An 11,496-nucleotide genomic window follows, 5' to 3' on the forward strand; every position below is an offset into this window, starting at 1 on the left:
GCATCTCCACCAAGGAAGGACAGATCGCCGTCAACACCGTAAAGGGCTGAGAGCGCCCGCGCTACAGTCGTGCCATGGCACGCCGAGGATCCCGCAGTTCCAAGCGCCCCTACGCGGCCGGGCATCGGCCGCTGGACATGGGCCGACTGGAGTCGTTGCCGCGCACCCAGACCGGTCCCGGGGGAGCGGAGTTCACGGTGCGGCGCGTGCGCGGCAGAGCCAAGACCTACATCTGCCCCGGCTGCAACCAGACGATCGCCGCCGGTACGCCCCATATCGTGGCCTGGTCCAACGAGTCCCTGTTCGGGCCCGACCGTGGCCTGGAGGAGCGCCGTCACTGGCACACCTCCTGCTGGGACCGTCACCTGTGGTGAGCGGCCCGGTGGTCGGATGCCGGTCAGGCCAGCGGCTCGGGGGAGCGCTCCTCCCATCCCGGCAGTAGCCGGTCCAGGGCGGTGCGCAGGGGCACGATGTCGCCGTCACGGCCGCCCTCGCCAATGGTCATGGGCACCGGCTCGTCGGCCGGCGTCACTCCGAGCAGCCGATCACGCACACTCAACGGCCGGGTGAGGATGTAGAAGCGGCCGGTGGTGTCGATCGCCACCGACTGGTCCTGGCGCAGGTACCAACCGGTCAGCGGGGTGCGGGCGGATCCGCCGCCATAGCCCCGCACTCGCAGCGGGGTCGCCTCCAGCCCCTCCGCCTCGGCCACCGCGATGAACAGGGCGACGATCCGTGCGGCCCGCTGGTGCTCCGCCGCCTGCCGTGCCTGCAGCATGCGTGCCCGCTCGGCCGCCGCGTCGCGACGCCGCCGCGCCCAGTCCGCATCCTGCGCGCCTGGCGACAACGCCGCACTCGCCGCATCCGGGACAGCCGCTGCGGGGTGGTCGGGGGAGAAGTCGGGGTCCGCGTGAGCCATGCTCGTAGCCTACGAGCCGCCGGAAGAGCTGTGGTGTTGCCCGCCGGGTTGCCGCACACTAGAGGCATGAACACGCCCACTCAGCCTCCGCAGCGCCCTCCCGAATCGGCTGTACGGCCGGCACCGATGCCGCGCACCGCCCGGCTCGACATCCACCTTGATCCCGTCTCCGCAGAGCCCGTCTTCTCCCAGATCTGTGCGGCGGTCAGTGCCGACATCGCCGCAGGCACACTCCCTGCGGGCACCCGTCTGCCTCCCACGCGCGCGCTCGCCACCCAACTGGACATCGCCGTCAACACGGTGGCGAAGGCCTACCGCGAACTCGAGGTTCAGGGCTACATCGAGGGCCGTGGCCGGCGTGGAACCTTCGTGCGTGATCAGTCCGGGGTCGCGGGTGAGCGGGAGGCGCTGCGCTTCGTCACCACCATGCACTCCCTGGGCATGTCGCTTAAGGACACGCTCGAGTTGGTGCGCCGCGCCTGGCCCTGAGCCCCGGTCGACGGCCGGGGCCCAGAGACGGGCGATTACGCCGGTGCGACCGCACTTGGCTCGGCGTCGTCAGCGGCCGGCGCTCCGCCGTCGGCGGGCGCATCCGCTTGCACCTCCCCAACCGCGGCGGCATCGTCACTGCTCAAGGCCTCGGTGATGACATCGGAGAAGACCGGTGCCGGCGGCAGTACGTTGCCGAGCACGCCGCGCATCTCCTCCAGGTAGCTGGCCACGGAGTCACGCTGGCGCTCCAGTTCCTCCACGTCTCGAGCGGCCGCGGACTTCTCGGCATCCGCATCGGCGCGGGCGTCCTCCACCAGCTGCTTGGCCTCCTCACGGGCCTGCCGCAGGATCTCCTCCGCCTGCCGGGTCGACTCCGCACGGCGCTCCTGTGCGGACTGATCCGTCTGTGCGCGCACGGCCTCGGCGCGTTCGAGCGCCTCCTGTAGCCGGGCCTCGGCGTCCGCCGCCTGCGTTTGCGCCTGTTCCTGCATCTCAGCGATACGGGCGCGTGCCGACTCGTGCGCGGCGGCATCCTCCTGGGCGGCGGCCTCGTGCGCGGCGGCCACATCCAAAGTTGCCTGCTGGCGCAGTTCGGCGGCCTCGGCACGTGCGGCCTCCGCATCGGCCTGGGCGGAACGGCGCAATTCCTCCGATTCGCGGCGTGCCGTGGACAGTAGCTTCTCAGCCTCGGCGCGTGCCTTCTCGACGGTGAGCCGGGCCTCCTCCTGGGCAGCGGTCAGCGTGGACTCGGCCTGCTCGGAGGAGGAACCGCGCAGTTCCTCGGCCTCCTGAGCGGCGGCCTCGCGCACCCCGGCGGCCTCGCGCTCGGAGGAGATCGCCAACTCTGCCGCGGACTTGTTCGCCTCCGCGCGCACGACCTGCGCCTCCCGCTCCGCCGTGGCACGCAATTCGGTGGCGGCCGACTCGGCTTCGGCGGCGAGCTGGGCGGCCCGGCGCTCGGCGGACCCGACCAGCTCATCGGCACGCGCCTGCGCATTGGACAGTGTGGTCTCCGCCTCGCTTTCGGAGCGGGTACGCAACTCCGCGGCCTCGCGGCGGGCGTCCGAAATCAGCGCGGCGGCTTCGGAGGAGGAGCGTTCGGACAGATTCGCGGCGTTGGCGCGCGTGCGGGTCAGGAGCGCGTTCGCCTCCGCATTGGCCTTGGACAGCACCGAGGCGCTCTGCTCCTCGGCGCTGCGCAGCAATTGCTCGATGCGTGATCCCAGGCCCGCGTACGTCGGCTTGTCCGCCTCCCGCAGGCGACGCTGCGCCTCCGCGAGTTCACCGGCCAGGGTCATCGCCCGCTGATCGAGGTTGGCGACCTCCCGGCGCGCGTCCTGCAGCTGGCGGTTGAGCGCTTCCAGTCGCTGGTCCACCTGCGCACGGTCGTACCCGCGCATGGTGATGGCGAACTCTTCGGTGTCCTCGGCCACGTCAAATCTCCTCCTGGGCCGGGTCGGGACGGCCCACCGTCCAAGCGTAGCCCCTGGGCAATCCGCGCGGAATCGGTACATTCCCGGCGCTTTCGCGCGGCTCGCCGGGGCGTGGGCAATTCCGCCTCCCGGGACGGCAAAACACCCGGCAAATCGGCGCGTCCACGCCCTACAACCGGCGCGGGGAGGGTCTTTGCCCTAGGCTTTTGCTCATGGCGCAGCAACCTGTGATTTTCGCCGAGACCGGTGCGAACCGGCGGCGGTCATGGGATTCTGACGTCCGGCCGCCTCAAACGTCGTCCTCGTGGCGTCGGTGCGAGTCGCGCACACCCGCCGGCCACGTCGGCGGGTCCATGTCCCCCAGTTCGAGGAGAACCGCGTCGTGAATCGACGGATGCTGAGCGTGATCATTGCCGTTCTCGGCCTGATCGCCATAGTCCTGGCAGTCTGTTCCGCCACCGTGTGGCGTCCGAGCTCAACTGCCCGGGCCAGCCTCGCCCAGAGTCCCGACCAGCACTACGTCGTCACCGAGCAGGGCGTGCTCAGCCTCGTGGAGTCCGACGTCGAGGTAACCGCTACCGCCGCCTCCGCCGACCAGCCGGTGCTGATCGCGGTCGGCCACGTACAAGACATCAAGGCCTGGCTCGCCTCGGACCCCTACATTCTGGTGACCGGCCTGACCGACTGGGACACGCTGGAGTCCACGGCGGTCACCACCTCCTGCCCCGAGGAGGCCACCCCCACCGCAACCGCCGAGGCCTCCGCCGCGCCCACCGCTGAGGCTACTGCGACGGCGACGACGGATGCGGACGGCTGCGCCGTGCTGGAGAACAGCGACGCCGATCCCGCCGACTCCGATCTGTGGATCAAAACCGAGACCGGGACCGGCTCGGCCACTCTCGAACTGGACACCGCCGGCTCCGACCTGGCGGTACTGGTGGCCACCGACGGCGCCTCCACCGCCCCGCAGGTGACGCTGGCATGGCCGCGGCACGTGTCCACTCCTTGGCTGATTCCCGGCCTGATCGTGGGCGGCCTGCTGCTGCTGGTGGGGGTGTTCCTGTTCCTGATCGACATTCAAACGCGCCGCGCCGATGAACAGCGACGCGCCCGCGCCGCCGAGCGGGCCGCTCGCATCGCCCAGGCCGACTCGGTGGCCACCGTAGGTATCCCGCAGATCGGCGATCCGAACCGTCCGCTCACCCGCCGCGAGCAGCGAGACAAGGAGCGCGCCGAGGCGGCCGGTGAGGAGTGGGTCGACCCGCGCACCGGAGCCGTCTACGTCGGCGGCGTGCAGGCCCCCGCCGTGCCGCAGGCGCCCGCCCCCGAGCCCGAGGAACTATCCGCGGACGCCGTGGAGGCCTCCGGGGCCGCCCGCGGCAGCGCCGTCGTCCCGGGATTGGATGCCGAGACCACCGCCGCCCACCGTTCCGCCCGTGAACTGGATGAGACGGAGCCCTTCGCCGTCGCCGGCGAGGAGGAGACCGCCTCCCCCGAGACGGAGGAAATGCCCGCCGTCGAGGACGGGACGGCCGCCGACGCGAACACCGACGAGTCCGACGAGGAGCACCAAGCATGATCACTAGCCGCCGCGCCTTCTTCACGGGAGCGACCGCGACCGCGCTCGCCGCCGCCCTGGCCGCCTGCTCCCAGGATGTGCCCACCAATGCCGCCACCGGTACGCCCACGCCGCAGCCGGTGCTCGACTCCGACCGCCTCACCGCCGTCCTCGAACGTGTCCAGGTCGGCTTGGACGCGGCGGATGCGGACAAGAACGCCGACGCGCTGGCCGGCTACCTCACCGGCCCGGCCGCCCGCGTGCGCGGCGAGGAGTACCAGGTCGCCTCGGCCACCGAGGATGACAGCTTCGTGCACACCTTCACCACCACCAGCCAGGCGGGAACCGTCGCCCTGGCCAACGACTTCCCGCGCACGGCGCTGGCCATCACCGACTTCGCCGACGACGAGCAGGGCTACCTGCTCGCCCTCACCCAGGACTCCGCCCGTGAGAATTACCAGCTGTGGGGCTGGACTCAGTTCTTTGCCGGCGTGGAGATCCCGTCTACCTATGCCCCCGCCATCGGCACCGAGCAGATCGCCGCGGATGACGCCACCGACCTGGCGGCCAGTCCGCAGGACGTGCTCGACGCCTATGTGGACGCCCTGAACGACCCCGACGGCGAGAACGGCAAGGCCTTCGCCGATGACGTTCTGCGCCAGCGCATTGCCGCCGAACGGGCGGTCGACCTCTCTGAGGCCGGTGAGGTCAGCGTGACCGCCGAGGCCGGCTCTGACGGCTTCAAGAGCCTGCGTACCGCCGACGGCGGCGTGATCACCATGACGACGCTGAGCTTCACCACCGTTTACAAGAAGACGGTTGCCGGGTCCACGCTGTCACTCGCAGACAGCACGGTCGGTGCGCTGATGGGGGACGACCAGGACGTGGTCGGCACCGTCACCGCCAACTACGACGTCATGATCGCCTTTCTCATCCCGGCGGCCGACGCCGAGGACGCCACCCCCACCGCCCTGGGCATGGACCTGGTGCTGGCCTCCGTGTCCCGCGACGACTCCCAGGCGCCCGCCGAGGAGGATGCGGAGGGCTGACGCCCCGGGCGAACGGGTGCGTCGGGCCGCCCGGTGGAGGACTACGCTCCCGTTCGTAACCAAAGCCAGCAAGCCATGCGGGCACAGCCCGGGAAAGGCACACCATGAGCATGTTCGGTGCCGTCGACCTGTCCTCCCTCGCACCCAAGCAGGGGACCAGTCCCGCCCCCGCCGCCGGTACGGCGGCGCCGGCCGCGGGCAGCGGCGGCGCGGGCGCGCTCGTGGTCGACCTGGACGCCGCCAACCTGCGTGAGATCGCCGAGGGCTCCGCCCGCGTGCCGGTTGTGGTGGTGCTGCACACCCCGCGCTCTCAGGCCTCCACCGACCTGGCGGCCTTGCTTGAGCGCCTGGCCGGCGAGTACGGCGGCCGCTTCCAGCTCGCCCGCGTGGACGTGGACGCCGCCCCCGAGGTGGCTCAGGCCCTGCAGGCGACGGCGGTGCCCACGGTGGTCGCCCTGATCGCCGGGCAGCCGGTGCCCATGTTCCAGGGCAGCGCCCCCGAGGAGCAGCTGCGCGCCCTGCTCGACCAGTTGCTCGAGGTCGCTGCCCGCAACGGCGTGGACGGCCGTATCGCCGTCGACGCCTCGGCGCAGCCGGAGCCGGCAGAGCCGGAGGAGACCGAGGTTGAGCGGGAGGCGCGCGAGGCGATCGAACGCGGCGACTGGGCCGGGGCCGAGGCTGTCTACGATCACGCGATCGCCAACTCGCCCGCCGACGACGACTTGAAGGCCGCCCGCAGTCAGGTGCGCATGCTTGCCCGCATGGACGGGCAGGACCCGGCTGCACTGCTGGCCGCGGCCGACGCTCCCGGCGCGGACCTGGATGCCCAGTTGGCCGGGGCGGACGCGGCCCTCGCCCTGGGGGACGTGAACGCCTGCCTGGGACGCGCCCTGGAGGCCGTGCGTGCACACGCCGGTGATGATGAGCGCGAGCGGGCCCGCCTGCGTCTGCTGGAGCTGTTCGAGGTCATCGGTGCTACCGCTCCCGAGGTGGCTCGGGCCCGCCGCCAGCTGGCCACCATCCTGTACTGAGTCGCGGAGCGCGTGGACGGCGAGCCGGGGAGTCAGAAGAACGCTTCGATGCCCGCGTGCACCATGGCAGCGCGGTAATCCACCAGATCCTCGGGGTGCAAAGCCGGGACTCCGGCCATGCGGTAGGGACGTCCCAGTAGCGTGTACTTGCGTTCGCCGAACTGGTGGAAGGGCAGCAGCTGGACGCGCTCGACCCCGAGCGAGCGCAGCAGGTCGGCGAAGGCGGTGGCGTCGTCGAGAGCGTCGTTGACGCCGGGAATGACGGGGATGCGCACCTGCGTGCGGATGCCGCGCTCGAGAGCGCGGGACAGGTTGCGCAACGGCAGATCGTTGTACCCGCCGGTCCACCGCTTGTGCGCGTCGCGATCATGGTGCTTGACGTCAATGAGCAGATAGTCGAGGTGATCCAACGCCCGGTCGAACACGCGTGGCGCCACGTGCCCCGTCGACTCCATCGCCGTATGTATGCCGCGTTGCTGCAGCTCCTGGAGCAGCTCCGTCGCGAAGACGTGCTGCATCATCGGCTCGCCGCCCGACAGCGTGACGCCGCCGCCTGACTCCTCGAAGAACGGCCGGTCGGCCTCGCACTCCTTGAGTACCTCCGCCAACGTATGCGTCCTGCCCGCGGGGGTCACCTCACCGGTGGTGGGATCGAGGAGCTGCTCGATGCCGGGATTGATGGACTCGGGGTTGGCGCACCAGGGGCACGCCAGGGGGCAGCCCTTGAGGAACACGACGGTGCGAATGCCCGGCCCGTCGTGCAGCGAGAACCGCTGAATGTTGAACACCACTGCGGTGTTGTCCGGCCGATGGGCCGCCTCGTGCGGTGAGGCGAACGGCGCGGCAAGCGGGTGCGAGGTCATAACCCCAGTTCCTTTCGTTCGAAACTAGTATAACTTACGAACGAAGGACCAAAGACCTATGCTTGAAGTGAGTCGTTCGTTTATCGTGGTGTCAACGCTTCAAACGAAGCACTTCACAGTTGCGTACGGTAGGAAAGGGGGTATGGAACCCATGAGTAGCCGTCAGACCACCCTCCTTGAGGCGATCGTCGCCGCCGGGCGCGTTGCCGTCACCGAGCTCGCGCAGCTGGCCGAGGTCTCCGCCGTCACCATCCGCAAGGACCTGGACGCGCTGGAATCGTGCGGCCTGATCCGCCGAGAGCGCGGCTTCGCCGTGCTGGTCTCCGCGGATGACCCGGCCGGCCGCCTCGCCTACCACTACGCTGACAAGGCGCGCATCGCCCGGGCCGCGGCCGGCACCGTCCACGACGGCGAGACCGTCATGGTGGAGGCCGGCTCATGCTGCACGCTGCTGGCCGAGCAGATCGCCACTCAGCACTCCGGCACAACGATCATCACCAACTCGGCCTTCATCGCCGATCGGCTGCGCGCCTTCCCGGCCACGCGGGTCATCCTCCTGGGCGGTGAGCAGCAGCCGGACTCACGCGTCATGGTCGGCCCCATGGTCGAATTGTGCGCGCAGCAGTTCCTGGTCGACCGGCTCTTCGTCGGCACCGACGGCTTCACCGCCCGGCTCGGCTTCACCGCACGCGACTACCTGCGCGCCACCGCCGTACGGGCGCTGGCCGAGCGGGCCGAGCACGTCGTCGTCGTCACCGAGTCCGAGAAGCTCGGCGGACACGGGCCCGTACCGCTGCTGCCCGCCTCGGCCGTGTCCACCGTATGGACCGACGCGGCGGGGGACCCCGCCCAGATCACCGCGCTGACCGACTCCGGCGTCCAGGTCGTCACCGTATCGCCGTCGGGCGCCACCACCACCCACAGCGCCGCCGCCGGCGCAACCACCAGGCCCACGGCCGTAACCCACGCGGGCGTGGGCGCCAGAGAATAGGAATCGTCATCATGACAACCGTTGCCCAATCCACGCCCACAGCCCTCGGCGGCCCCCACTTCGGCGGTCTCACCGACCGCATGGCCGCCTGGCGCGAGGAGATTCTGGACACCGAACCCAGTGTCTGCGTTGAACGCGCGGTCATCACCACGCAGACCTACCGGGACAACGCCGATCAGCCGCTGGACATGGTCCGAGCCCTCATGCTCAAGAACGTGCTCGAACGGATGACCATCTACATCGAGCCCGCCTCCCGGCTCGCCGGCAACCAGGCGAGCGCCAACCGGGCCGCCCCCATCATGCCCGAATACGCCATGGACTGGGTGATCGACGAGCTCGACGAGTTCGACAAGCGCCCCGGGGACCGCTTCACCATCTCCGAGGAGGCGAAGCAGACGCTGCGGGAGATCGCCCCATTCTGGCGGGGCCGCACCCTCAAGGAGCACGCCCTGGCCCTCATGCCCGCGGACGCCAAGCGCTTCTACGACCTGGGTATCATCCACCCCGAGGGCAACATCACCTCCGGGGACGCCCACATTGCCGTCAACTACCGGCGCCTGCTGGCAGACGGCCTGGCCACCTACCGGCGGCGCGCCCAGGAGGGGCTCGACGCCCTGGACCTGACCGACCCCGCACAGCTCGAGCAGGCCCCCTTCTACCGCAGCCTCATCGTCGTCTTCGACGCCGTCATCGCCTTCGCCCACCGCTACGCCGACCTCGCCGAGCAGCTCGCCGCCGCCGAGACCGCCCCGGAGCGTCAGGCCGAGTTGCGGGAGATGGCCCGCGTGCTGCGGGTTGTTCCCGAGCACCCGGCCACCACCTTCCACGAGGCCGTGCAGTCGATCTGGCTCGTGCACGTGGCCCTGCAGATCGAGTCCAATGGCCACTCCCTGTCATACGGGCGCCTGGACCAGTACCTGTGGCCCTTCCTGCGTGAGGACCTCGAGGCCGGCCGTGAGACCGATGCCTCCGCCACCGAACTGCTGACCAACCTGTGGCTGAAGACCTTCACTGTCAACAAGATCCGCTCCTGGAGCCACACCCGGTTCTCCGCCGGCAGCCCCCTGTACCAGAACGTCACCATCGGCGGCCAGCACGCCGATGGCTCGGACGCCGTCAATCACCTGTCCTACCTCATCATCGCCTCCGTGGCGCAGACCCACCTGCCCCAGCCGAACCTGACCGTGCGCTACCACCACGGCCTGAGCGACAACTTCATGAACGAGGCCATCGAGCTCATGCGGCTGGGTACCGGCATGCCGGCCTTCAACAGCGACGAGGTCATCATCCCCTCGCTGATTGAGCGCGGGGTGGCCCCCGAGGACGCCCACGACTACTCGGCGATCGGCTGCGTCGAGGTCGCCGTCCCGGGCCGCTGGGGATACCGCTGCACCGGCATGAGCTTCCTCAACTTCCCCAAGGCGCTTCTGGTTGCGCTCAACGACGGCGTCGACCCCGCCTCCGGAACCCGACTGGCGCCGGCCTGCGGGCACCTGCGGGACATGACCTCCTTCGACCAGGTCATGTCCGCGTGGGACTCCACCATCCGCGAGTTCCAGCGCAACTGCATCGTGCTGGATGCTGCCTGCGACCTCGCCTTAGAGCACCAGGTCCCCGACCTGCTGTGCTCCGGACTGGTGGACGACTGCATCGGCCGCGGCAAGACCCTCAAGGAGGGCGGCGCCGTCTACGACTTCGTCTCCGGCCTCCAGGTCGGCATCGCCAACCTCGGTGACTCCCTGGCCGCCATCAAGAAGGTCGTCTTCGAGGACCACGCCATCACCGGCGCCCAGCTGTGGGAGGCCCTCCAGTCCGACTTCGCCGGAGAGGAGGGCGAGCGGATCCGTAAGCTCCTGGTGGCCGCCCCCAAGTACGGCAACGACGACGACTACGTGGACGACCTACTCGTGCGCGCCTACGCCACCGACATCGACGAGATCTTCAAGTACAAGAACTCGCGCTACGGGCGCGGCCCCATCGGCGGAACCTACTACGCCGGCACCTCGTCCATCTCCGCGAACGTGCCTCAAGGCGCCTCCACGGCGGCCACCCCCGACGGTCGTCACGCCGGCCAGCCGCTCGCGGAGGGCTGCTCGCCGAGCCACGGCGCCGACGTCAACGGCCCGACCGCCGTGTTCAAGTCGGTCTCCAAGCTAGAGACCGACCGCATCACCGGCGGCGTGCTACTTAATCAGAAGGTCAACCCGCAGATCCTGGCCAAGCCCGAGGACCGGGCGAAGCTCATCGCCATGCTGCGCGCCTTCTTCAACCGACTCCACGGCTTCCACGTCCAGTACAACGTGGTTGATCGCGCCATGCTCCTAGACGCCCAGGCGCACCCCGAGCAACACCGCGACCTGATCGTCCGCGTCGCCGGCTACAGCGCCTTCTTCGTGGTGCTGTCCAAGCAGACCCAGGACGACATCATCGCCCGCACCGAGCAGACCCTCTGAAATCGCCCGCGGCTCAGAACTGATCAGGAAGGAGAACCGAGATGCAGTTTCTCATCGATGACGCTCGCCTGGACCGGGTGGAGCGCGCCCTGAACACCTTCCCCCTCATCGGGGTCACCACGAACCCGTCTATTCTCAAGGCCGGTGGCCTGACGGACTTCAAGCGCGACCTGCGTGCCATCCGGGAGCTGGTCGGGGACCGGGACCTCCACGTGCAAGTGGTGGCCCGGGACACCGAGGGCATGCTGCGGGAGGCCGACGCCATCCGTGAGCTGGTGGGGGAGTCCACCCTCATCAAGATTCCGACGACGGCGGCTGGCCTGCCGGCCATGCGGCGGCTCAAGGCCCAGGGGGCTCGCGTGACCGCGACGGCGATCTACTCCACGGCGCAGGGGTTGCTGGCGACGGCGGCCGGGGCGGACTACCTCGCCCCGTACGTCAACCGTATGTCTAATGCGGACGTGGACCCTTATGTGGTGATCCGGGCTTTGCGCCAGGACATCGACCGTGAGGGGGTGCCGACCCGGATCCTGGCGGCCAGCTTCAAGAACGTCAAGCAAGTCACCGATGCGGCTGCCGCCGGCGCCCACACGGCGACCATTGGTGCCGACGTGCTGGACGCCATGCTGGCCCTGCCACAGGTGGGGCTGGCCGTGGACGCGTTCGCCGCCGACTTCCAGGCGGCCTTCTCCGCCCCGGGCATCGCC

The 11,496-nt window shown here is 69.9% G+C and carries 11 protein-coding genes; 8 read left to right on the forward strand and 3 right to left on the reverse strand.

The window, feature by feature from the left end:
* Positions 1 to 74 precede the first annotated feature (74 nt).
* Positions 75 to 374 (forward strand): hypothetical protein, encoded by a 300-nt coding sequence (locus DRB06_RS09475; protein ID WP_234416139.1) that lies wholly within the window; start codon positions 75 to 77, stop codon positions 372 to 374.
* A 23-nt stretch (positions 375 to 397) separates the two neighbouring features.
* On the opposite strand, the gene DRB06_RS09480 is transcribed toward DRB06_RS09475, so the two are convergent.
* Positions 398 to 919 (reverse strand): hypothetical protein, encoded by a 522-nt coding sequence (locus DRB06_RS09480; RefSeq protein WP_234416141.1) that lies wholly within the window; start codon positions 917 to 919, stop codon positions 398 to 400.
* A 66-nt stretch (positions 920 to 985) separates the two neighbouring features.
* On the opposite strand from DRB06_RS09480, the gene DRB06_RS09485 reads away from it, so the two are divergent.
* Entirely contained in the window at positions 986 to 1,408 is a 423-nt protein-coding gene (locus DRB06_RS09485; protein WP_234416143.1) for a GntR family transcriptional regulator, read from the forward strand.
* Positions 1,409 to 1,443: 35 nt separating this feature from the next.
* On the opposite strand, the gene DRB06_RS09490 is transcribed toward DRB06_RS09485, so the two are convergent.
* Complete coding sequence (locus tag DRB06_RS09490; protein ID WP_073326970.1) at positions 1,444 to 2,844, reverse strand: hypothetical protein; 1,401 nt, start codon at positions 2,842 to 2,844, stop codon at positions 1,444 to 1,446.
* A 382-nt stretch (positions 2,845 to 3,226) separates the two neighbouring features.
* Between DRB06_RS09490 and DRB06_RS09495 the strand changes: the two genes are divergently transcribed.
* The 3 genes from DRB06_RS09495 (at position 3,227) to DRB06_RS09505 (ending at position 6,482) form a co-directional block, all read left to right on the forward strand.
* The gene (locus tag DRB06_RS09495) at positions 3,227 to 4,423 is read left to right on the forward strand and encodes a hypothetical protein (RefSeq protein ID WP_139240667.1); all 1,197 of its coding nucleotides are present in this window, start codon (positions 3,227 to 3,229) and stop codon (positions 4,421 to 4,423) included.
* Positions 4,420 to 5,451, forward strand: coding sequence for a hypothetical protein (locus DRB06_RS09500; RefSeq protein ID WP_108966806.1), 1,032 nt, complete (start codon positions 4,420 to 4,422; stop codon positions 5,449 to 5,451). Before DRB06_RS09495 ends, DRB06_RS09500 begins: the two co-directional genes overlap by 4 nt.
* Positions 5,452 to 5,555: 104 nt before the next feature.
* Positions 5,556 to 6,482, forward strand: coding sequence for a tetratricopeptide repeat protein (locus DRB06_RS09505; protein WP_108966808.1), 927 nt, complete (start codon positions 5,556 to 5,558; stop codon positions 6,480 to 6,482).
* A gap of 32 nt (positions 6,483 to 6,514) precedes the next feature.
* On the opposite strand, the gene DRB06_RS09510 is transcribed toward DRB06_RS09505, so the two are convergent.
* Positions 6,515 to 7,345, reverse strand: coding sequence for a glycyl-radical enzyme activating protein (locus DRB06_RS09510; protein WP_108966810.1), 831 nt, complete (start codon positions 7,343 to 7,345; stop codon positions 6,515 to 6,517).
* Between the two features lie 142 nt (positions 7,346 to 7,487).
* On the opposite strand from DRB06_RS09510, the gene DRB06_RS09515 reads away from it, so the two are divergent.
* From DRB06_RS09515 to DRB06_RS09525, 3 genes are all read left to right on the forward strand, one after another.
* On the forward strand, positions 7,488 to 8,336 hold the full coding sequence (locus DRB06_RS09515; RefSeq protein ID WP_199912587.1) for a DeoR/GlpR family DNA-binding transcription regulator: 849 nt from the start codon (positions 7,488 to 7,490) through the stop codon (positions 8,334 to 8,336).
* A gap of 11 nt (positions 8,337 to 8,347) precedes the next feature.
* Complete coding sequence (locus DRB06_RS09520; protein ID WP_111819803.1) at positions 8,348 to 10,789, forward strand: glycyl radical protein; 2,442 nt, start codon at positions 8,348 to 8,350, stop codon at positions 10,787 to 10,789.
* Positions 10,790 to 10,830: 41 nt separating this feature from the next.
* Positions 10,831 to 11,496, forward strand: a 666-nt coding sequence (locus tag DRB06_RS09525) for a fructose-6-phosphate aldolase (protein ID WP_111819804.1), incomplete at its 3' end; no start/stop codon positions are given.

This window comes from Actinomyces sp. Z5 (genome assembly GCF_003287795.1).
Classification (GTDB): Bacteria; Actinomycetota; Actinomycetes; order Actinomycetales; family Actinomycetaceae; genus Actinomyces; species Actinomyces glycerinitolerans.

What these genes read in the sequence shown, in the direction of transcription:
- DRB06_RS09475 (WP_234416139.1), top strand. Translation starts at nt 75, where the DNA reads ATGGCACGCCGAGGATCCCGCAGTTCCAAGCGCCCCTACGCGGCCGGG.
- DRB06_RS09480 (WP_234416141.1), bottom strand. Translation starts at nt 919, where the DNA reads ATGGCTCACGCGGACCCCGACTTCTCCCCCGACCACCCCGCAGCGGCT.
- DRB06_RS09485 (WP_234416143.1), top strand. Translation starts at nt 986, where the DNA reads ATGAACACGCCCACTCAGCCTCCGCAGCGCCCTCCCGAATCGGCTGTA.
- DRB06_RS09500 (WP_108966806.1), top strand. Translation starts at nt 4,420, where the DNA reads ATGATCACTAGCCGCCGCGCCTTCTTCACGGGAGCGACCGCGACCGCG.
- DRB06_RS09505 (WP_108966808.1), top strand. Translation starts at nt 5,556, where the DNA reads ATGAGCATGTTCGGTGCCGTCGACCTGTCCTCCCTCGCACCCAAGCAG.
- DRB06_RS09510 (WP_108966810.1), bottom strand. Translation starts at nt 7,345, where the DNA reads ATGACCTCGCACCCGCTTGCCGCGCCGTTCGCCTCACCGCACGAGGCG.
- DRB06_RS09515 (WP_199912587.1), top strand. Translation starts at nt 7,488, where the DNA reads ATGGAACCCATGAGTAGCCGTCAGACCACCCTCCTTGAGGCGATCGTC.
- DRB06_RS09520 (WP_111819803.1), top strand. Translation starts at nt 8,348, where the DNA reads ATGACAACCGTTGCCCAATCCACGCCCACAGCCCTCGGCGGCCCCCAC.